At 39.5% G+C, this 21200-nt stretch carries 28 protein-coding genes and 2 pseudogenes; 23 read left to right on the top strand and 7 right to left on the bottom strand.

Translation table 11 applies throughout. The features are described from left to right. Positions 1-27: 27 nt before the first annotated feature. Positions 28-795: an NAD(P)H-binding protein gene (locus tag GTK57_RS04120; RefSeq protein ID WP_163121458.1), complete on the top strand. Its 768-nt coding sequence runs from the start codon at positions 28-30 to the stop codon at positions 793-795. A gap of 44 nt (positions 796-839) precedes the next feature. On the opposite strand, the gene plsB is transcribed toward GTK57_RS04120, so the two are convergent. Next, complete coding sequence (gene plsB / locus GTK57_RS04115) at positions 840-3410, bottom strand: glycerol-3-phosphate 1-O-acyltransferase PlsB (protein WP_163121456.1); 2571 nt, start codon at positions 3408-3410, stop codon at positions 840-842. Between the two features lie 291 nt (positions 3411-3701). Here plsB and GTK57_RS04110 point away from each other — a divergent pair, with 291 nt between their 5' ends. Further along, complete coding sequence (locus tag GTK57_RS04110; protein ID WP_163121454.1) at positions 3702-4574, top strand: acyl-CoA thioesterase; 873 nt, start codon at positions 3702-3704, stop codon at positions 4572-4574. Positions 4575-4645: 71 nt separating this feature from the next. On the opposite strand, the gene GTK57_RS04105 is transcribed toward GTK57_RS04110, so the two are convergent. After that, complete coding sequence (locus GTK57_RS04105) at positions 4646-4771, bottom strand: YHYH domain-containing protein (protein WP_152874924.1); 126 nt, start codon at positions 4769-4771, stop codon at positions 4646-4648. A gap of 202 nt (positions 4772-4973) precedes the next feature. Here GTK57_RS04105 and GTK57_RS04100 point away from each other — a divergent pair, with 202 nt between their 5' ends. Beyond that, positions 4974-6209, top strand: a complete 1236-nt coding sequence (locus GTK57_RS04100; protein ID WP_163121452.1) for a dicarboxylate/amino acid:cation symporter — start codon at positions 4974-4976, stop codon at positions 6207-6209. A gap of 73 nt (positions 6210-6282) precedes the next feature. On the opposite strand, the gene yihA is transcribed toward GTK57_RS04100, so the two are convergent. The 5 genes from yihA to GTK57_RS04075 form a co-directional block, all read right to left on the bottom strand. Next, positions 6283-7170: a ribosome biogenesis GTP-binding protein YihA/YsxC gene (yihA, locus tag GTK57_RS04095; protein WP_152874619.1), complete on the bottom strand. Its 888-nt coding sequence runs from the start codon at positions 7168-7170 to the stop codon at positions 6283-6285. Positions 7171-7272: 102 nt separating this feature from the next. Then, positions 7273-7716, bottom strand: coding sequence for an RrF2 family transcriptional regulator (locus tag GTK57_RS04090; RefSeq protein ID WP_163121450.1), 444 nt, complete (start codon positions 7714-7716; stop codon positions 7273-7275). Between the two features lie 100 nt (positions 7717-7816). Beyond that, positions 7817-8575 (bottom strand): globin domain-containing protein, encoded by a 759-nt coding sequence (locus tag GTK57_RS04085; RefSeq protein WP_163121448.1) that lies wholly within the window; start codon positions 8573-8575, stop codon positions 7817-7819. Positions 8576-8721: 146 nt separating this feature from the next. Next, positions 8722-10305 carry a helicase HerA-like domain-containing protein gene (locus GTK57_RS04080; protein WP_163121446.1) on the bottom strand — a complete coding sequence of 528 codons (1584 nt, stop codon included), beginning with the start codon at positions 10303-10305 and terminating at the stop codon, positions 8722-8724. 23 nt (positions 10306-10328) lie between these two features. After that, entirely contained in the window at positions 10329-11522 is a 1194-nt protein-coding gene (locus GTK57_RS04075; protein WP_163121444.1) for a PLP-dependent transferase, read from the bottom strand. 160 nt (positions 11523-11682) lie between these two features. On the opposite strand from GTK57_RS04075, the pseudogene GTK57_RS04070 reads away from it, so the two are divergent. From GTK57_RS04070 to rpsE, 20 genes and pseudogenes are all read left to right on the top strand, one after another. Beyond that, positions 11683-12440, top strand: a pseudogene (locus GTK57_RS04070) (type 1 glutamine amidotransferase). A 245-nt stretch (positions 12441-12685) separates the two neighbouring features. Continuing rightward, positions 12686-12997: a 30S ribosomal protein S10 gene (gene rpsJ / locus GTK57_RS04065; RefSeq protein ID WP_000070912.1), complete on the top strand. Its 312-nt coding sequence runs from the start codon at positions 12686-12688 to the stop codon at positions 12995-12997. 60 nt (positions 12998-13057) lie between these two features. Beyond that, the gene (gene rplC, locus GTK57_RS04060; RefSeq protein ID WP_152874614.1) at positions 13058-13696 is read left to right on the top strand and encodes a 50S ribosomal protein L3; all 639 of its coding nucleotides are present in this window, start codon (positions 13058-13060) and stop codon (positions 13694-13696) included. Positions 13697-13707: 11 nt separating this feature from the next. After that, positions 13708-14310, top strand: coding sequence for a 50S ribosomal protein L4 (gene rplD, locus GTK57_RS04055; RefSeq protein ID WP_163121442.1), 603 nt, complete (start codon positions 13708-13710; stop codon positions 14308-14310). Next, positions 14307-14627: a 50S ribosomal protein L23 gene (rplW, locus tag GTK57_RS04050; protein ID WP_086179953.1), complete on the top strand. Its 321-nt coding sequence runs from the start codon at positions 14307-14309 to the stop codon at positions 14625-14627. The genes rplD and rplW overlap by 4 nt, the downstream gene beginning before the upstream one ends. Positions 14628-14638: 11 nt before the next feature. Further along, on the top strand, positions 14639-15463 hold the full coding sequence (rplB, locus tag GTK57_RS04045; RefSeq protein ID WP_152874612.1) for a 50S ribosomal protein L2: 825 nt from the start codon (positions 14639-14641) through the stop codon (positions 15461-15463). A gap of 19 nt (positions 15464-15482) precedes the next feature. Next, positions 15483-15758, top strand: coding sequence for a 30S ribosomal protein S19 (rpsS, locus tag GTK57_RS04040; RefSeq protein WP_004281508.1), 276 nt, complete (start codon positions 15483-15485; stop codon positions 15756-15758). A 9-nt stretch (positions 15759-15767) separates the two neighbouring features. Beyond that, a complete protein-coding gene (rplV, locus tag GTK57_RS04035) occupies positions 15768-16097 on the top strand; it encodes a 50S ribosomal protein L22 (RefSeq protein WP_152874611.1) in 330 nt (109 codons plus the stop codon). Between the two features lies 1 nt (position 16098). Continuing rightward, positions 16099-16915 (top strand): annotated as a pseudogene (gene rpsC, locus GTK57_RS04030) (30S ribosomal protein S3). After that, the gene (gene rplP, locus GTK57_RS04025; protein WP_067669331.1) at positions 16855-17268 is read left to right on the top strand and encodes a 50S ribosomal protein L16; all 414 of its coding nucleotides are present in this window, start codon (positions 16855-16857) and stop codon (positions 17266-17268) included. Before rpsC ends, rplP begins: the two are co-directional and overlap by 61 nt. After that, positions 17268-17465 carry a 50S ribosomal protein L29 gene (gene rpmC, locus GTK57_RS04020; protein ID WP_152874609.1) on the top strand — a complete coding sequence of 66 codons (198 nt, stop codon included), beginning with the start codon at positions 17268-17270 and terminating at the stop codon, positions 17463-17465. Before rplP ends, rpmC begins: the two co-directional genes overlap by 1 nt. Continuing rightward, the gene (gene rpsQ / locus GTK57_RS04015) at positions 17462-17719 is read left to right on the top strand and encodes a 30S ribosomal protein S17 (protein WP_152874608.1); all 258 of its coding nucleotides are present in this window, start codon (positions 17462-17464) and stop codon (positions 17717-17719) included. The genes rpmC and rpsQ overlap by 4 nt, the downstream gene beginning before the upstream one ends. A 92-nt stretch (positions 17720-17811) precedes the next feature. Next, on the top strand, positions 17812-18180 hold the full coding sequence (gene rplN, locus GTK57_RS04010) for a 50S ribosomal protein L14 (protein WP_067762909.1): 369 nt from the start codon (positions 17812-17814) through the stop codon (positions 18178-18180). A gap of 9 nt (positions 18181-18189) precedes the next feature. Continuing rightward, positions 18190-18507, top strand: coding sequence for a 50S ribosomal protein L24 (gene rplX / locus GTK57_RS04005; protein ID WP_152874607.1), 318 nt, complete (start codon positions 18190-18192; stop codon positions 18505-18507). A gap of 16 nt (positions 18508-18523) precedes the next feature. Beyond that, a complete protein-coding gene (rplE, locus tag GTK57_RS04000) occupies positions 18524-19060 on the top strand; it encodes a 50S ribosomal protein L5 (protein WP_152874606.1) in 537 nt (178 codons plus the stop codon). Positions 19061-19069: 9 nt separating this feature from the next. Then, a complete protein-coding gene (rpsN, locus tag GTK57_RS03995; RefSeq protein WP_067762906.1) occupies positions 19070-19375 on the top strand; it encodes a 30S ribosomal protein S14 in 306 nt (101 codons plus the stop codon). A gap of 12 nt (positions 19376-19387) precedes the next feature. Then, positions 19388-19783 (top strand): 30S ribosomal protein S8, encoded by a 396-nt coding sequence (gene rpsH / locus GTK57_RS03990; protein WP_152874605.1) that lies wholly within the window; start codon positions 19388-19390, stop codon positions 19781-19783. A gap of 13 nt (positions 19784-19796) precedes the next feature. After that, entirely contained in the window at positions 19797-20330 is a 534-nt protein-coding gene (gene rplF, locus GTK57_RS03985; protein ID WP_152874604.1) for a 50S ribosomal protein L6, read from the top strand. A gap of 14 nt (positions 20331-20344) precedes the next feature. Further along, on the top strand, positions 20345-20695 hold the full coding sequence (gene rplR / locus GTK57_RS03980; protein WP_152874603.1) for a 50S ribosomal protein L18: 351 nt from the start codon (positions 20345-20347) through the stop codon (positions 20693-20695). A gap of 2 nt (positions 20696-20697) precedes the next feature. Continuing rightward, on the top strand, positions 20698-21195 hold the full coding sequence (rpsE, locus tag GTK57_RS03975; protein WP_067762902.1) for a 30S ribosomal protein S5: 498 nt from the start codon (positions 20698-20700) through the stop codon (positions 21193-21195). Positions 21196-21200: the final 5 nt, after the last annotated feature.

Here is a 21200-nt window from a genome sequence, read left to right as displayed (position 1 = left end):
CTCAACTCAGTATGTGATTGGTGCTAAATGCATATTTTATTTATAGGTTATGGTAAAACATCTCAGCGCGTTGCTAAACAACTATTTGCGCTGGATCATCAAATTACCACAATTAGTTCAAGTCCGAAAACAGATGAATACGCAACGCATCTTATTCAAGATATTCATCGTCTTAATTTAAGTCAAATTTCACCTATCGATTGTGTTTATATTTTATTGTCGCCTAAGCAAAGCAATGTTGATGGCTATAGGGAAGCATATTTAAATTCTGCTCAATTGATTATTTCAGCGCTGAAAGATCATCCGATAAAACGCATAATTGTTGTTTCTTCTACGCGGGTTTATGGTGAGAATGCAGGGCAGGGAGTTGATGATGAGTCGCCAATTAATCCATGTGATGAGCAAGGGCAAATTTTGGCAGAGATGGAGCAAGTGTATTTAAAGGCTTTTTCTGAAAAATGCACCATTATTCGCCCAACAGGCATTTATGATGGTTTATCTAAACGCATGATTGGTCTTGCTGAAAATACAAAAACGTACCCCAATATTCATTGGTCGAACCGAATTCATGTTAATGATTTAGCCAGTTTTTTAGCGCATGTGCTTCACGTGGAACATCTAAAGCAGAGTTATATTGTGACCAATAACAAGCCTGAGCCCTTGCATGAGAAGATTCTAAAAATTCAGAAAGAACTAAATTTGCTTGAATTGGTTTTGGAAAGCACAAAGGAAACAGGGAAACGTATTTTTGCCACAAGAATGTTGGATGCTGGATTTCAATTAAAACACGATTAATTTGTTCTATTAAAAAAGCCTCTCACTGGAGAGGCTTTTTTTGCTTATTTTTTCTTACGCTTTTGGCGTTTCTTCGCTTGTTGAGCAGCTAATGCATCTAGTGCTTCTTTTAATTCTTCATCTGTAAATGAAGTAATGTGATGAAGCATTTGCAAGGTAACATCATCTAAAACAAGATTTGCATATTGAGTGACATTTTTAAATTGTTCATCAAAGACAATAGCGTTGTTTTCGTTGGTGCTGATATAACCTTTTTGCGTAAGCACTTTAATAAAGCTTTGGAATAGTGCTTTATCGAAAAATTCAGGTGAGTTGAATTCATAAAGTACAGATAAACGCTGACCTACTAAATGGCTAAGTTCTTCAACTTGGCGTGTAGAAATATTGCCTGAACCACGTTGCGTAATTAAAGATAAAGTCATGTAGTAGCGTTCAAGACTTTGCATAACAGGCGTTGCAAGAACAACAAGCTGATTATGATCTTCAGTATTTGGTGCAGGAGAAATTAGATTTCCATCTGCATCTTTGCTAATGAGTTTTGCATTCAATAAAGCATCAATATACGCTTCAGTTGGCACTTGAATTTCGTCTTCATTCCACTTTAAGAACAATTCAGCTTTTAAGAATGGATATAAAGTTTTGATGACATTGCATAAATCTTTCGGTGCAATAGAACCATTATGATTGACTAGTGCTGCAATTAAAGATGGTAAAACAAAGGCATGTAAAATGTTATTACGGAAGTAAGTTAGCAATACGCCTTGACCTTCTTCAATCGCAATAATATCGCCTAAAACATGATTGACTCGTTTAATTAGTTTGAGTTTTAAACCATAAGCAATAATTTCTTTGCCTGATAATGGCGTCACTTGAATGCGTTCATCATAAGGTAGTGATGCAAGCAAATTACGGTAAGTATCAATTTGTTTTACACAAATTTCTTCATCTAAAGTGTGTTTTGGCGTAGCAAGCAGAATAAGAGAAAGTAATGAAACAGGGTTAATCACCGCGGCACGGTTAATGTTTTCTAAAATTGCATTTGCAGAGCTATTTACAGCTTGTGAAACTTCATCTGGAATAGCATCATCATTTTTAGTGACCGTGACATTCTCTGCATGATGTTGCTTTAGCATGTCATCTAAGAAAACAGGCTCGCCAAAGTTCACATGAACCTTACCAAACACTTTCTCAATTTTACGTAGGGTTTTAATAATCCCCATAATTGATTCAGACTCTTTAGCCTTACCATTCATTTCACCAACGTAAGTTGAACCTTCCATTAAGCGTTCATAGCCAATATAAGTTGGAATAAATACGATAGGTTTAGAGCGACCACGTAAATGACTGTGAACCGTCATAGCCAACATGCCTGTTTTAGGCGGTAAGATGCGACCTGTGCGTGAACGACCACCTTCAATGAAATATTCAAGCGGTGTATTGCGTGACAAAATGCTATACAAATATTCTTTAAATACGGTGGTGTACAAACCATTTCCACGGAATGAACGACGAATAAAGAATGCGCCACCACCACGTAAAATTTGACCTACAAAAGGCATGTTTAAATTATCGCCTGCAGCAATGTAAGGCACCATCAAACCACGTTGATAAATCACATAAGAAAGCAATAAATAGTCGATGTGGCTACGGTGACATGGCGTATAAATAATTTCGTAGTCTTTGGCTAATTCACGAACCGTACTAAAGTTGTGAACATCTACACCATCATAAAGCTGTGTCCAAAGGCGAGTCAGTGCCATAAATGCAAAACGCACCGTTGAGTGTGAATAATCAGATACGATTTCGTTTAAACACCCTACAGCGCGACGTTCTGCTTCAAGCAAACTAATTTTGCTACGAATACTTTCACGACGAATAGCATCTTGAACATCGGGAGATTTGATCAATGAATGCATGACATTGCGACGGTCTGATAAGTCAGGTCCTAAAACAATTTCACGTTGATTATCTAAGTAGTTATTTAAGGTATTTAAAATATATGTTGCAGGTGAAATATTTGGATGGGTTACTTTCGCAAATTCAATAAGCTTACGTAGTGATTGTGGCTCATGGAATTCTAAGTAAGATTGACGACCATGCATCCCAATATTTACAAGCTGTTTTACAGTTCCTGGTGTAGACCAAGTATCTGTCATTAACAGTTTTAGCAATGAATCTTCTTTATCGGGTGAACGTCCCCAAAGTAGGGTCACAGGCACAAGATCAATATCTGCATCTGGATATTTTTCTAGTAACTCAACCAAGCTAAGTAAGCGTGGAGGGAGCTTATGTGCAGATGGATTTAAAATATTATTTTCATCTGAATGTTGTAAGAAAAGGACAGAGACTTTTTCTTCGTGATCTTTAATAATAAGCGGGTCTAATGCAGGTGCTAATTTTAAGCGACGTGTTTCGCCATCAACCACTAAAGCATTGCTGCGAGAATGGTTTTGTAAAACATAACAAACCACTTTAGGTTTGTTCGAGGCATCACCTTGTTTTTCTGCAGTTTGGGTTGCTACAGGAACTTCACCAAGAACTTGTGGCGTTACCACGAGGTCAAGTAGCTTGCTAGAAAGCTTGCGATAAATTTGACCGAAACCACTCTTGGACATAAGAACTCCTACTTAAATGACCGTTATTACAGAGATATTTTTTTAAGGGCTGTTATTTTGAATATATCTATTCAAAAACAATATGCCATTTTCTAACAATATTCGTAAGTACGGGTAATTTTACAGTTAAAAAGCATACTTTTAGAAGATGTATTCAAAAAATCATATGACAAGCGAGTCAGTAAAACTTTATTGCTTTGCTTGGTTTTATGGCAAAATAGCCTTCTTTTTTAGTTGTCACACACAATTAAAGCCTCATTTCATTGTGATCATATCGATATAGGTTGCCCCATGAATACGTTAACTCAGGAATTGGTTGATTTACTTAGCCTTGAAAAACTTGAAGAAAATATCTTCCGTGGACAAAGCCGAAATTTGGTAGGCAAGCGTGTCTTTGGTGGGCAAGTTTTAGGTCAGGCATTACGTGCTGCTTCATACACAACAGATCGTCCTGCACATTCATTACATGCGTATTTCTTATTTGGTGGCGATGTAAACGCCCCAATCATTTATGCGGTTGATCGTATTCGTGATGGGCGCAGTTTTGTCAGCCGTCAAGTACGTGCAATTCAGCATGGTAAAACCATTTTCATGTGTATGGTTTCATTTGCAGAACAAGAAGAAGGCTTGAATTATCAAACGACAGAGCCTGAATATCCTGCGCCTGAAACTTTAAAAACTGAAGCAGAATTAAAAACTCAAATTGTGGAATTTGTGCCTGAAAATGTACGCGCAAGTTTTATGCGTGATCGTCATGTCGAGCTTCGCCCTGTGATGCCAATTAATCCTTTCGCACCACAGCCTGAAGCACCAAACTATGCACATTACATTCGTACGCATGATAAAATTGCCGCAGATGTGGATGAAACTTCGTTACATCAAGCGATTGCTGCGTTCTATTCAGATTTTACTTTAATGACGACAGCACTTCGTCCGCATGGTTTAAGTTATCTTTCTCCAAGTTTACAATGTGCGAGCATTGACCATGCGATGTATTTCCATAAGCCATTCCGTGTAGATGAGTTTATGCTTTACGACATGGATGCAACCATTAGCGCAAGTTCGCGTGGTTTGAATTTTGGTCGAATGTGGCAAAATGGTCAGTTGGTCTGTAGTACAACACAAGAAGGCTTAATTCGTTTGCGTGAAATTGAATCGCTATAAATTTAAGTTTTCAATATTTCAAAAGCCGAATCATTATTCGGCTTTTTTATTTTTAAGATTCACTTGAAGATTTAGTGGCAATGGTATGTGCCATTTTTATGATTATTATGACAACCTTCAGAATTTGTTCGACCTGAATGTGCAAATACAACATTCGTGATTATGGTTACGACGATAAATAGAATAATTTTTTGCATAAAGCCCCCTAAAGAAAAAATATAAAATTTAATTATAATCATATATTTATTATTTTTGGTTGGCATGTTTTACTAGAAATTCATTCTTTGTATTTGGTTTAGATTTAAAAATGAAGAATAAGCATATGACAAAATAATTCTCGATTCTAAAAAGCGTGCATGGCATATTGTGGGTCAAATTAATTAAAAAAAGCATTCTAGGATGAGTTTAAATTCACAAATTCTAATTGCAGCCATATTGGGTGTGATTTTTGGTTTCGTTCTAAACCTCTTTCCAAATACACAATTTTTTGATGCAAGTATTTATGGCTTAAGTATTGTCAGTAGTATTTTTATTGGTTTACTTAAAATGCCGTTGATTCCCTTAATCTTCAGCTCAATTGTGGTTGGGGTTTCAAATTTAGAGGCGTCAGGTCAGTTAAGTAGAACGTGGAAAATTACTTTAATGTGTTGTGTCACCACAACAACATTGGCGCTTATTTTGGGCTTAGCATGTGCGCATTTATTTAATGTCGGCAAAGGTGTCGATATTGTTATGTTCCAAGATGCAATGAGCGCACATAACACGCCCGACACATTAACACCGTCATCTTTCTTCACCAATTTCATTCAAAATACTTTAATTAATCCATTTAAAGCATTTGCAGAAGGCAATGTTTTAGCTGTGGTTGTTTTTGCCTTATTTGTAGGCGTGGCTTTAGTGAAAGGTGGTGAAAATTTCAGAACGGTTCGTAAGCTCAGTCACCAGTTTTTTGACATTATGATGTTGATGATTGGCTGGGTGATGAAGCTTGCACCATTGGGGATCTTGGCATTACTTGCAAAGCTTATTGCCACCGAAGATGTGTCTGTATTAAGTCGTTTAGCTGAATTTGCCGCCGTGGTCACAGGTACAACAATTTTCCACGGGGTAGTGGTGTTGCCATTGTTGTTGTGGATTTTTGGCAAAATGAATCCATTGACCTTTTTTAAAGGGACACGTGCAGCATTAATTACTGCATTTGCAACAAGCTCAAGTTCTGCAACTATGCCACTTTCTATGAAGTGTGCGCAGGAAAATTTAGGTGTTCGTCCGCAAACAGCAGGTTTTGTTATTCCATTAGGTACGCAGTTAAATATGGATGGGACAGCACTTTATGAAGCTGCTGCTGCTTTATTTATTGCAAACTTAATGGGTTTAGATTTAACCATTGGTCAGCAACTGATTGTATGTGCAACCGCAATGATTGCATCTTTGGGTGCGCCAGGTATTCCAAGCGCAGGCATGGTAACGATGATTATGGTTTTGCAATCGGTTGGTTTGCCTGCCGAAGCCATCGCAATTTTATTACCGATTGATCGTTTGTTAGATACGGTTCGTACCGTGGTTAATGTACAAGGGGATATGATGATTAGCGTGGTTGTTGATCGTTATACCAAAGAAGAAAATACGGTTTAGTTTGTCTATTTTAGAAACTGAGCAATAAAAAAGGTCGGATATTCCGACCTTTTTTATCTGTATGAAAAGAAGGTTAATCTTCTTTTTTTACATCAATGGCTTCAACAGATGCGTCATTTTCAACATCAAGGTTGTCTTCAAATTCGATGTTGTCAAAACTGCCTTCTTCAAATTCGAATTCACCTTCTTCAAAATCATTTTCAGAAGCTTCTGGAATGCTATCTAAATCAAAATTATTTGATTGTTCAAGCGTAAAGTTCAAACGACCTGCCATTACACTTGCAAGCTCTTCTAAACCTTCTTTGTTCATTGAAGAGAAAAGTTGAATTGAGAAATTCAATTTCATCTTTTTCAATTCTGCCTTAACTTCTTGTAATGCTTTAGAAGCGGGGCCACGGTTGAGTTTGTCTGACTTGGTTAAAAGTACATGAACAAATAATTGTCGTGAATACGCCCATTCCAACATCATTACATCGAAATGTTGTAATGGATGTCGAATATCCATAAGCAACACTAAGCCTTGTAGGCTTTCACGATGAATAAGATAGTTTTCTAATTCTTTTTGCCAAACAATTTTCATGGCTTCAGGTACGGCAGCATAACCATAACCTGGTAAATCGACCAAGCGTTGGTCTGGGTTGCCTAAGCTAAAAAAGTTGATCATTTGTGTACGACCAGGCTTTTTAGATGCACGAGCCAATTGCTTTTGATTGGTTAGTGCATTAATCGCGCTCGATTTACCTGCATTTGAACGACCTGCAAATGCAACTTCATAACCTGTATCTTCAACACAAAGATTAAGCTTAGGCGCACTCATTAAGAATTCAGCTTTTCGTAACCAATTTAATGAGCGAACAGAGTACTCAGTAATGGCAGAATCAACTTTTTTCACATAGCTGATCTTTTGCTTAGGCGCATTTGCTATCTTACTGTTTTTAGACTTTCCTCTGCTGTGGTGCATAGCTTAACTTCAATCAATAATCTACAAACGACTATTATAAAGGAAGTCGAACATTCAAGCGACCTTTGCAGATTTTAAAGCGAAGTAAATTTACAAAGTACTTTATAAATGAATGAGGGGAATGGCAGATAAAGTTGAATATTTCGCTTGAGGTGATGTATTCAGAACATCATTGAGTGTGTATTGATTTAAGCTGACGTAAAACTGTTCAAGTGCTTGATCTAAAATGCCTTTTAATCCACATTTACTGCGTAAAACACAGGGTGGGGTGTTACATTCAACAATTTGATGATCGCCTTGTAAAATTCTAACAATTTCACCAAGTTGTGAGTTTAATGCTTTTGGATTTAATCGAATTCCACCACCTTTGCCACGTGTGGTAATAATCCAATCATGTTGTCCCATAAAATGAACAATTTTCACCAAATGATTTTTAGAGACATGCAAATCTTCCGCAATTTCGGCAATGGTATACGGCATATCTCTCGGTTGAGCGATATACATTAAAATACGCAGTGCATAATCGGTAAATTTGTTGAGTTGCATGTAGTCACATAAATGATGGGGAGCTTTCTAGTTTAGCGTGAAAGTTCCCCTAAAGGAACTTTCAGCACAGAATCATCTATTTAGAACAAAGCAATAATGCTTATAGAGGAGCGGTAACTTGTACTGTATCGCCTACTTTATAGTTCTCTACCAAGATATTCGTTACAGAGAATTCTGTACGATTTTCTTCTGCTTTAACACTAAATGTAAATTCGTTATTTGCTTGAGCATCTGCGAATTTAAATTGTTGAGGTTGTTGAAGTTCATGATTTGGAACTTTAACTTTAACTGAAATGTATTGTCCTGCTTCAGCATTTACAACATCTTTGCCATCAGTTGCTTTAATTGTAAATGTCTTACCGTTTTCATTTGTTTCAATTGCACTAATGTTAAATGAACGCCATCCGCTCCAACCACCTTGTTTTGCAGCAAGGTTTTCGAACTTCTGTTTTTCTGCATTAATTAAAATATCAGCCAATTGTAGATAAGCTTCTTTCCATGCCGCAATTAAGTCTGAATCCATTGGTACATCTAAAACTTCACTAATTGAATGAAGTAAGTTTTCACCCACAATTGAATATTGATCTGGTCGAATGTCTAAGCTGACGTGTTTCGTTGAAATGTGCTCAATTGCTTTAGCCAATACGCTTGGATTTTCAATATTCTCAGCATAAGCCAAAACAGCAGCGGCAAGAGCGCGTGGCTGACGACCTGTACTTTGATGATCGAGGTTAAATGTATTTTTAAGTTCAGGATTATTGTTCAACATGCGGTTGTAGAAATAGCTTGTAAGTGCAACACCATTCTCACGAAGTACAGGAACAGTAGATTTAACGAGTTTAATATATTGCGGGTTCATAGTTCGGCTTCTAGTGAGTTATAAGATATATTTAAAATACATCTTATAAAATGTATTTACAATACATCTGAATGAAATAACCATAAAAAAAAATATGGGATATTTGAAATATCCCATAAAAATATTAACTTAGTTAAATGTAAAAATTATTTTTTTCCAAATAAGGAACCAAGTAATCCACGTACAATTTTTTGCCCTGTAGATCCGCCTAAGCTACGCGCAGCACTTTTTGCAAAAGTTCCAACAGTATCTTGAATGATTTTTTCACGTTGCTTTGCAGCACGTTCAGCTTCTTTTTGCTGTTCTTTGGCGATGCGTTCTTGCTCCTTGGCTTGTTGTTTTGCAAAAGCTTCGGCTTCTTTCGTTTGCTGCTTTTCTAAAGCTTCTCTTTCTTTTGCAGCTATTTTTTCTTGTTCCGCTTGAGCAGCTTGTTGTTGGGTTTCAGCAACTTTATTTTGTAAAAGTTCAAATGCACTTTCACGGTCAATCTCTTTTTCATAAATACCTGCAACAACACTTTGACTGATTAAAGCATTACGCTCATCTGTACTGATTGGGCTGAAAGATGAGTGGGGAGGCATAATCCATGCACGTTCCACCATTTGTGGAATCCCTTTTTCATCTAAACAGCTAACCAATGCTTCACCTACACCAAGTTCGGTAATGGCTTGATCTACTTTAAATTCAGGATTCGCACGGAATGTATCGGCAGCAGTTTTCACTGCTTTTTGGTCTTTAGGTGTAAATGCGCGTAAAGCATGTTGAATGCGGTTACCTAATTGACCTAAAACACTTTCAGGTAAATCGAGAGGATTTTGTGTGACGAAATAAATACCCACGCCTTTAGAGCGAATAAGGCGAACCACTTGTTCAATTTTTTCTTGTAGTGCTTGGCTTGCATTGTCAAAAAGTAAATGTGCTTCATCGAAGAAGAAAACAAGCTTTGGTTTATCCATATCGCCAACTTCAGGAAGTTGTTCGAAAAGTTCTGAAAGCATCCAAAGTAAGAACGTTGCATAAAGCTTTGGTGTGTTCATCAATTTATCAGCAGTCAATAAATTAATATTGCCTCGACCTTGGCCATCGGTTTGGATGAAATCCATAATATTTAAACTAGGTTCACCAAAAAACTTATCTCCACCTTGATCTGCAAGAGCAAGTAAATTGCGCTGAATTGCACCTAAACTTGCAGGAGATAAATTGCCGTAATCAGCTTGATAACTTGCTGCATTTTCGCTGACATGGCTAATCATGGCTTTTAAATCTTTAAAGTCTAAAAGCAATAAACCTTGATCATCTGCAATTCTAAATACAGCGGAAAGCACACCTTCTTGCGTATCGTTTAAATTCAACATACGTGCAAGAAGTAAAGGTCCAATTTCAGAAACTGTGGTACGAATAGGATGACCTTGTACACCAAATAAATCCCAGAAAACTACGGGATATGCAGCAAAATCTATCGATTCAATATTTAGTGTTTTTAAGCGTTCGTCAAATTTTGCATTGCTTTCACCTGCTTTAGCTAGGCTTGAAACATCGCCTTTTGCATCGGCTAGAAATACGGGTACACCAAGACGGGAAAAGCTTTCTGCAAGTACTTTTAATGTTACAGTTTTACCTGTCCCTGTCGCACCTGCAATTAAGCCATGTCGATTGGCAAATTGAGAATGTAAAACAACATCTTGCGTTGTGTCAGATGTCTTTTTCGCAACAACAATTGGTGTACCCATATTTATTCCTATTTCATTGTAATTTATGACTTATTTAAGGTTTTAATTGCGTTTTCTATATCTTGTATTAAATCTTCAGGATGTTCTAGCCCTATGCAGAAGCGAACCAGTAAACCTTCTTTTAAATGAGTATGTTCTAAAGTTCGCATCTCATTCAAGTTATATAGCATTACAAGGCTAATTGGACCACCCCAACTGAATCCTAATTTAAATAAAGTGAGCGCATCACAGAATTTTCGCACATCTTCTAAAGTATATTTAGGATCTAAAATAACGCTGACTAAGCCTGCGCTATGACCTTCTTTACATACATCTTTCCAGTATTGATGTCCTGCAGAAGCTTCATCATGAGGATGTAAAACTTGTATAAATTCTTTTTGCTGTTTTAGCCAATCTAAAAGTTTTATAGCACTTTTAGATTGATGCTCATAACGGAGTTGCATTGAAGATAAACTACGTTGAATTTGAGCAACATCATCACCTGAAATACTAATACCGTGAATTGCATGCATACGGAAGAGTTGATGATGTAACTTTTGATTACGTGTAACGATTGAGCCCATTAAAATATCACCGCCACCACTAGGATATTTTGTGAGTGCATGAACAGTAACATCGACACTTAAATGTGCATCGCTAAAGTCGAAGGCATTAAAGGCTAAACCTGCGCCCCAAGTATTGTCTAAAGCGGTAAGAATATTGTGTTGTTGTGCTTTTTTCGCAAGATTAACTAAGTCTGGGAATTCTAAAGTCACAGAACCTGCTGCTTCTAACCATAAAAGTTTGGCTTTTTCTGTTGGTTGAAAAGATGAAGCATCTATTGGGTTATAAACTTTGACTGAAATACCATAACGAGACGATAAGTTTTGTAAATGTTCCATGTTTGGACCATAAATATTATCTGCAACCCAAACTTCATCACCTTGAGATAAAAAACATGAGTTCACTAGGTTAATGGCAGATAACCCACTTGGTGCAAGTAGTGAATATTTTCCGCCTTCTATTTGGGCAATATTATCGCCAAGCGTAAATGTTGTAGGTGTTCCATGAGTGCCATAACTATAGTCGTAATCATCTGTCCAATGGCGATTAAACAAAGCATCTGTATTATCAAAAATAATTGTAGATGCACGATATAGGGGAGGTTGAATTGTATTTATAAGTTGAGGGGCTTTTCTTGGTGCGTGAATCAGTTGTGTTTGTTGGTTCTTTTTCACAATAAATCTCTTGGAATGTATTTAATGAACCTAGCTTAAGAGAAAAATATCGCTTTATGCTAATGAATTACGTAATTCTGTTAAAAATCGACAAATAAATAAAAGTTGGCTTCATTTTTGCAAAACTCAAACCAGAGCTATAACAATTAGGTTAACGCGCATGAAGTCGCATTTAAAAGTACATTATTTTCAGCATATTGCTGGCGAAGGATTCGGAAGTTGTTATGAATATTTAAAACAACTCGATGCACAAATAACAGCAACAGAATTCTTTGCTTTGCCTTTAGATCGTTCATTGGATATTGAAGCCTTGCCCACGGTAGAAGAAGTTGATTTGCTTATTATTATGGGGGGTACAATGAGTGTGAATGATGAGGTGAATTTTCCATGGCTAAAAGTAGAAAAAAGATGGTTGAGACGATACCTATCATCAGGTAAGCCGGCTTTAGGTTTGTGTTTAGGAGGGCAGTTAATTGCAAATGCATTAGGAGCAGCTGTAAGCCGTAATCCACAGCAAGAACTAGGTTGGGGGTGGTGAAAAAAATAGAGGATGTGCCTAAAGATTGCTTTAAATTACCAGACTCATTTAATGTAATGCAGTGGCATAGCGAAACATTTGAAATTCCAAAAGGTGCAATACATCTTGCACAGAATCATATTTGCCGAAACCAAATGTATCAAATTGGAAAAAACATACTCGGATTTCAGTTTCATCCAGAAATTACGCCCAGTGCTTTAACATTATTTTTAGAGAATGATGATGAGTTGTCCAATTTTTCAGGAAAGTATGTTCAAGAGAGATGGGTGCTTGAAAAAACACCAAAAACAAGCTTTATTGAGGGAAATCAAATACTAAAAGATGCAATAGATTATTTGATAAAAGCAAAGCTGAGTGAATTAAAATCGGTTACAAAATAATCGGAAAGATAATTTAGATTATCTCTATAAAGGATAAAATAGATTTGCTTATGCAATAAACAATCGTTATAATGAGCGACCCTTTAATGAAAGGGGTTAGCTATAAATAATTAGCTAACATCGTGACAGTCATGGCATCGATCATGACCTTAGTGATTTTCACTGCCTTTGACACTTGCCTTACTTTTGTGGGGGAGATGCGTCAAGGGTGATTCTTTATATATTTTGGCTTGGAGTTAACTGGTATGTCTAACCAGAGAATTCGTATCCGTCTTAAGTCTTTTGATCATCGTTTAATTGATCAATCTGCTCAAGAGATCGTAGAAACAGCAAAACGTACTGGCGCACAAGTTTGTGGTCCAATTCCGATGCCTACACGTATCGAACGTTTTAACGTTTTAACATCACCACACGTTAACAAAGATGCGCGTGACCAATACGAGATCCGCACTTACAAACGTTTGATCGATATCGTTCAACCTACAGATAAAACTGTAGATGCGTTGATGAAATTAGATCTTGCAGCTGGTGTTGATGTTCAGATCGCATTGGGTTAAGGCTTTCGGGTTAATTAACGTTTTAAGTTAATTAGGCCGCTTTTTTAGAGGTTTATGCACATGGCTATTGGTTTAGTCGGTCGCAAGTGCGGTATGACACGTATCTTTACAGATGCTGGTGTTTCTGTGCCTGTAACAGTGATTGAGGTTGATCCTAACCGCATCACTCAAATCAAAACGCTTGAAACTGATGGTTATCAAGCGATTCAAATCACTACTGGTGAACGTCGCGAATCTCGCGTAACTAACGCTCAGAAAGGTCACTTTGCGAAAGCTGGTGTTGCTGCTGGTCGTCTAGTTCAAGAATTCCGCGCTACAGAAGCTGATCTTGAAGGTCGTGAAGTTGGTACTTCTCTTACCGTTGAATTGTTCACAGTGGGTCAAATTGTTGACGTAACTGGTCAATCTAAAGGTAAAGGTTTCCAAGGTGGTGTTAAGCGTTGGAACTTCCGTACGCAAGACGCAACTCACGGTAACTCACTTTCTCACCGTGCTGTAGGTTCTACAGGTCAAAACCAGACTCCTGGTCGCGTATTCAAAGGCAAAAAAATGCCTGGTCACTTAGGTGCGGATCGCGTAACTACTCAGGGTCTTGAAATCGTTTCTATCGACACAGAACGTTCAGTTCTAGTTGTTAAAGGCGCGGTTCCTGGTGCTACTGGTGGCGACGTTATCGTTCGTCCTACGATCAAGGCCTGAGGGGAAATATTGTGAATTTAAATACTGTTTCCGGCTCTGCTGTTGAATTATCTGAAGTTGCTTTCGGTCGTGACTTTAACGAAGCACTTGTACACCAAGTTGTTACAGCTTATTTAGCTGGTGGTCGTCAAGGTTCGAAAGCTCAGAAATCACGTGGCGATGTATCTGGCGGTGGTAAAAAACCTTTCCGTCAAAAAGGTACTGGCCGTGCACGTGCTGGTTCTATCCGTAGCCCAATCTGGGTTGGTGGTGGTAAAACTTTTGCTGCTCGTCCACAAGATTGGTCTCAAAAAGTTAACCGTAAAATGTACCGCGGTGCTATGCAATGCATCCTGGCTGAACTTGTTCGTCAAGATCGCTTAATCTTAGTTGAAGAGTTTGCTGTTGTAGCTCCAAAAACTAAAGAATTGCTTGCAAAACTTAACGACTTGAATGCTACTCGTGCATTAATCGTTACTGATGCTGTTGATGAAAACTTGTATCTTGCTGCTCGCAATATTCCACATGTAGATGTGGTTGATGCTGCTGCAATTGATCCTGTTAGCTTGATTGCGTTCGATAAAGTTGTTATGTCTGTTGCTGCTGCTAAGAAAATTGAGGTAGAACTAGGATGAACAACGAACGTTTATATCAAGTCCTACAAGGACCTGTATTTTCAGAAAAAGCACAAGTTTTAGGTGAAACTGCTGGTGTTCAAGTTTTTAAAGTTGCTTTAAGCGCTAACAAACTTGAAATCAAAAAAGCAGTAGAACAATTGTTTGGTGTGGAAGTTGTTAAAGTTAACACGACTATCACTAAAGGTAAGACTAAACGCTTTGGTAAAACATTAGGACGTCGTTCTGATGTTAAAAAAGCATACGTCACCCTGAAAGCTGGCCAAGATGTTGAAATGGCTGACTTGGGCGATACCGCTGAAAGCGCAGCGGAATAAGGACGAGAATTATGCCTATTCAAAAATGTAAGCCAACGTCACCAGGACGCCGCTTTGTAGAGAAGGTTGTTCACGACCATCTACATAAAGGTGCTCCTTACTCACCGTTGGTTGAAGCTAAAAAACGTACTGGTGGTCGTAACAATAACGGTCACATTACGACTCGTCACGTTGGTGGCGGTCATAAACAGCACTACCGTCTTGTTGACTTTAAGCGTAACAAAGATGGCATTCCTGCTGTAGTTGAACGTATTGAATACGATCCTAACCGTACTGCACACATTGCACTTGTATTGTATGCTGACGGTGAGCGTCGTTATATTATTGCACCTAAAGGCCTTCGCGCTGGTGATCAAGTACAGTCTGGTAACGATGCTCCAATTCGTCCAGGTAACTGCTTGCCACTTCGCAACATGCCAATTGGTTCTACTCTTCACAACATCGAGCTTAAAATCGGTAAAGGCGCACAATTAGTACGTTCTGCTGGTACATCTGCTCAATTGTTGGGTCGTGACGGTTCTTACGCAATCATTCGTTTGCGTTCAGGCGAAATGCGTAAAGTACACGTTGAATGTCGTGCAGTTCTTGGTGAAGTTTCTAACCAAGAAAGCAACTTACGTTCACTAGGTAAAGCTGGTGCATCACGCTGGCGTGGTGTTCGTCCTACCGTTCGTGGTATGGCGATGAACCCAGTTGACCATCCACATGGTGGTGGTGAAGGGCGTAATAAAGGTATTCAACCTGTAAGCCCATGGGGTCAAAAAGCTAAAGGGTACAAAACACGTACCAATAAGCGTACGACTAAGATGATCATTCGCGACCGTCGCGTTAAGTAACAAGTAAAGGAATCTGACAATGCCTCGTTCTCTGAAAAAAGGCCCATTCGTCGATGCGCACTTGTTCGCTAAGGTTGAAGCGGCTATCGCGGCTAATAACCGTAAGCCGATCAAAACTTGGTCGCGTCGTTCGATGATCCTCCCGGATTTTGTTGGTTTAACAATTTCTGTTCATAATGGTCGTAACCATGTTCCGGTAATTGTATCTGAACATATGGTTGGTCATAAACTCGGTGAATTCGCGCCAACTCGTACCTATCGTGGTCACGGTGTTGACAAGAAGTCTAAACGTTAAGGTGCTATGATGGAAGTTACTGCTAAATTACGCGGTGCCGCTATCTCGGCACAAAAAGCACGTTTGGTTGCAGATTTAATCCGTGGCAAATCTATTGCTCACGCGCTTAATATCTTGAACTTCAGCAATAAAAAAGCTGCAGTGATAGTTAAAAAAGCATTGGAATCTGCAATTGCGAATGCTGAACACAATAACAGTTTAGATGTAGACGACCTTAAAGTTTCTACGATTTACGTTGATGAAGGCACTAGCCTTAAACGTATTTTGCCACGTGCTAAAGGCCGTGCAGATCGTATTACTAAGCGTACTTGTCACATTACCGTTAAGGTAGGGGTTTGATATGGGTCAGAAGGTTCATCCAATCGGTATCCGCCTAGGTGTTGTGAAACGTCATAACGCTAATTGGTATGCGAGTCCGAAACAATACGCTGAATACTTGCTTAAAGATTTGCAAGTTCGTGAGTTTTTGAATAAAAAACTTAAGAATGCAATGATCAGCAATATTCTTATCGAACGTCCTACGGGCGCTGCTAAAATTACTATTAGCACTGCACGTCCTGGTATCGTTATCGGTAAAAAAGGCGAAGACATTGAGAAATTACAACGCGAATTAACATCTATTATGGGTGTTCCTGCGCAAGTAAGCATCAACGAAATCGACCGTCCAGATTTAGATGCTCGTCTAGTTGCTGAAGGTATTGCTTCACAATTAGAAAAGCGTGTTATGTTCCGTCGTGCTATGAAGCGTGCGGTTCAAAACTCTATGCGTGCTGGTGCTAAAGGTATCAAAGTTGAAGTTTCAGGTCGTTTAGGCGGTGCTGAGATTGCTCGTACAGAATGGTATCGTGAAGGTCGTGTACCTTTGCATACTCTACGTGCTGACATTGATTACTCATCAGTTCGTGCTGAGACTACTTACGGTACGATCGGTGTTAAAGTTTGGGTATTCCGTGGTGAGATTTTAGGTGGCATGAAACAAGTCATGAACCCTGCTCCTGCTGAAGAACGTCCAGCTAAACGCGGTCGCGGTCGTGGTGAAGGTCAAGAGCGTCGTGGTCGTCGCAATGATCGTTCTGCTGAAAAAGGAGAATAATCCATGTTGCAACCTAAACGTACTAAATTCCGCAAAGTGCAAAAAGGCCGTAACACTGGTTTAGCACATCGCGGTAGCACTGTATCTTTTGGTACAATTGCACTTAAATCAATTGAACGTGGTCAAATGACTGCGCGTCAAATTGAAGCAGCGCGTCGTACAATCAGCCGTCGTATTAAACGTGGTGGTAAGATCTTTATCCGTGTTTTCCCAGACAAGCCAATTACTGAAAAACCATTAGAAGTTCGTATGGGTAAAGGTAAAGGTTCTGTGGAATACTGGGTTTGCCAAATCAAACCAGGTAAAGTCTTGTACGAAATTGATGGTGTTAACGAAGAATTGGCTCGTGAAGCGTTTACGCTTGCGGCTGCTAAACTTCCGTTTAAAACCACTATCGTGACTCGGACGGTAATGTAATGAAAACTAAAGATCTACGTGAAAAGTCGGTAGAAGAATTGACAACTTTGCTTGATGAGCAACAGTTAAATCAATTCCGTCTTCGTATGGCTAAAGCAACTGGTCAGTTGGGTAAATCGCATGAAGTAGCGCTTACTCGTAAGACTATTGCTCGTATTAAGACCCTCCTTACCGAAAAACAGGGGAACGCACAATGAGTGAGCAAACAGTTCGCACGTTAACAGGTAAAGTAGTAAGTGACAAAATGGAGAAATCTATTGTTGTTCTTATCGAACGCCGCGTTCAACATCCGTTGTATGGCAAATCAATCCGCCGTTCAACAAAATTACACGCTCATGATGAGAACAACACAGCTAAAACTGGCGATGTTGTAACCATTAAAGAAAGCCGCCCAGTTTCTAAAACTAAGTCTTGGACTTTAGTTGAAGTGATTGAAGCAGCTGCTGAGTAATTAGACGTTCTTGTTGCATCATCGGTTGATTTCGAGTACTCTTTGAGCCTTTCGAAAATGTGACCGGTGATGCTCGGTTTTGGAGTAGGGCAATGATTCAAACCGAAAGTATGCTAGACGTAGCAGACAACAGTGGTGCTCGCCGCGTACAATGTATTAAAGTACTAGGTGGTTCACATCGTCGTTATGCTTCCGTTGGCGACATTATTAAAGTTACTGTAAAAGAAGCTATTCCACGTGGTCGTGTTAAAAAAGGCGACGTGATGAATGCTGTAGTTGTTCGTACAAAGTTCGGCATCCGTCGTCCAGACGGTTCTGTAATCCGTTTTGATGATAATGCTGCTGTTATCTTGAATACGAACAAAGCGCCGATTGCAACTCGTATTTTCGGACCAGTGACTCGTGAACTTCGTACAGAACAGTTCATGAAAATTATTTCATTGGCTCCTGAAGTACTATAAGAGGCGATCATGGCTAAGATTAAAAAAGGCGATCAAGTAATTGTGATCGCAGGTAAAGAAAAAGGCAAACAGGGTTCTGTTCTGTCTGTTTCAAATGACCGCGTTCTAGTTGAAGGCTTGAACTTGGTTAAGAAGCATCAAAAGCCGAACCGTGCAACAGGTGCTGAAGGCGCTGTAGTTACACAAGAAGCTACGCTTCATATCTCAAACGTGGCAATTTTTAATGCTGCAACCCAAAAGGCTGACCGTGTTGGTTACCAAGTTGTAGAAGGCACGAAAACTCGTATCTTCAAGTCAACTGGTGAATCAGTGGCGGCAGCGAAGTAATAGGTTGAAATAGGCGATGGCCAGACTTAAAACACGTTATAACGACGAACTTAAGACTCAGTTACAAGAAACTTTGGCTCTTAAGAATGTGATGGATATTCCACGCATTACTAAAATCACCATTAACATGGGTGTTGGTGCTGCTTCAGCTGACAAGAAATTGTTAGATGGCGCTCTTTCTGATATGCAAGCTATTGCTGGTCAAAAACCAGTTCTTACATTAGCTCGCAAATCAATTGCTGGTTTTAAAATCCGTGATGGTTGGCCGATTGGTTGTAAAGTTACTTTACGCGGCGAACGTATGTACGAATTCTTAGACCGTCTGATCTCTATCGCGATCCCTCGTATCCGTGACTTCCGTGGTTTCTCTGCGAAATCATTTGATGGTCGTGGTAACTATTCAATGGGTCTTAAGGAACAAATTATGTTCCCTGAAATCGATTTTGATAAGATTGACCGTATTCGTGGTATGGATATTACCATCACTACGACTGCTCGCACTGATGACGAAGGCCGTGCGCTTATGCGTGCATTCGGCTTCCCGTTCAAATAAGAGGTCGATATGGCTAAGAAAGGTATGATTAATCGCGAATTGAAACGCGAAGCTACTGTTGCTAAATACGCTGCGAAACGTGCTGAATTAAAAGCAATTATCGCAAACGTAAATGCATCAGACGAAGAACGTTTCGAAGCGATGATGAAATTTCAAGCATTACCTCGTAATGCGTCTCCAGTACGTCTACGTAACCGTTGTGGTTTAACTGGTCGTCCTCATGGTTACTTCCGTAAGTTCGGCTTAAGCCGTAACAAATTACGTGAAACTGTAATGCAGGGTGATGTACCGGGCGTTGTTAAGGCAAGCTGGTAAGGAGCACTATAAATGAGTATGCAAGATACCGTTGCCGACATGCTAACACGTGTTCGTAACGCACAAATGGCTAAGAAACAAACTGTTTCTATGCCGAATTCTAAGTTGAAAGTTGCAATTGCAAACGTACTTCAACAAGAAGGTTATATTTCAAACGTAGAAGTTGCTGATAATGAAGGCAAGCCTACTTTGACTATTACTTTAAAATACTTTGAAGGCAAACCAGTTATCGAAACTGTGAAACGCGTAAGCCGTCCAGGTTTACGTCAGTATCGCGGTAAAGATGCACTTCCAAGCGTTAAGCAAGGTTTAGGTATTGCAATTGTTTCTACAAGCAAAGGCATCATGACTGATCGCGCTGCACGTGCTGCGGGTATCGGTGGTGAAGTTGTTGCTTTTGTTTCTTAATAGGTGATTCCTCATGTCTCGTGTGGCTAAAGCCCCAGTAACTGTACCTAACGGTGTAACAGTTACTCAGAACGGCCGGCAGGTCGAAGTGAAAGGCACAAAAGGTACTTTGTCTTTCAACCTGCATGCGCTGGTCGAGTTAAAACAGGAAGAAGGTCAGCTTCATATTGCTCCAGTTAAAGAATCTAAAGATTCTTGGATGCAAGCTGGTACTGCTCGCGCTGTTCTTAACAACCTTGTAAAAGGTGTTAGCGAAGGTTTCGAACGTAAGTTGCAACTTATCGGTGTTGGTTATAAAGCAGCGGTTAAAGGTAATATTATTAACCTTAACCTTGGTTTCTCACACCCGATCGATTACAACCTTCCTGAAGGTGTAACTGCAGAAACTCCAACTGCTACTGAAATTGTTCTTAAATCTGCTGATAAAGCAGCTTTAGGTCAAGTAGCTGCTGAAATCCGTGGTTACCGTCCTCCTGAGCCTTATAAAGGTAAGGGTGTTCGTTATTCTGACGAAGTTGTACTTCGTAAAGAAGCTAAGAAGAAATAAGGCGCGAGGTTCTTATGAACGAAAAGAAACAATCCCGTTTGCGTCGTGCGAAAAGCACACGCTTGCACATACGTGCATTGGGTGCGACTCGTTTGTGTGTAAACCGCACTCCGCGTCACATCTATGCTCAAGTTATCTCAGCAGATGGTGGCAAAGTTTTAGCGCAAGCTTCAACTTTAGACGCTACTCTACGTGCGGGTACAACTGGTAACGTTAATGCAGCCCAACAAGTTGGTGCTTTAATTGCTGAGCGTGCGAAAGCTGCTGGTGTAACTAAAGTTGCATTTGACCGTTCTGGTTTCAAATATCATGGTCGTATCAAAGCCTTGGCTGATGCTGCTCGTGAAAACGGTTTGGAGTTCTAATCATGGCTAAAGTTGAACAAAACGAAGGTCTTGTTGAAAAGCTGGTTGCCGTTGATCGTGTAGCCAAAGTTGTTAAGGGTGGTCGTATCTTCTCTTTCACAGCATTAACTGTTGTGGGTGATGGTAATGGTCGCGTAGGTTTTGGTCGTGGTAAAGCACGTGAAGTTCCAGCTGCTATTTCTAAAGCGCTTGAAGCTGCACGTCGTAACATGATTACTGTTGATCTTGTTGATGGTACTGTTCAGCACCCTATCAATGCTCGTCACGGTGCAAGCCGCGTTTACATGCAACCTGCTTCTGAAGGTACTGGTGTAATTGCTGGTGGCGCTATGCGTGCAGTTTTAGAAGCTGTTGGCGTACGTAACGTATTGACTAAATGTTATGGCTCTACCAATGCTGCTAACGTAGTAAACGCAACTTTTAATGGTTTGCGTGATATGACTTCTCCTGAGAAAGTCGCTGCGAAACGTGGTTTGTCAGTAGCACAAATTCAAGGGTAATCAAT

The sequence above is a fragment of the Acinetobacter portensis genome (assembly GCF_010646905.1).
Lineage (GTDB): Bacteria > Pseudomonadota > Gammaproteobacteria > Pseudomonadales > Moraxellaceae > Acinetobacter > Acinetobacter portensis.
This window is presented reverse-complemented; position numbering and strand designations above follow the sequence as displayed.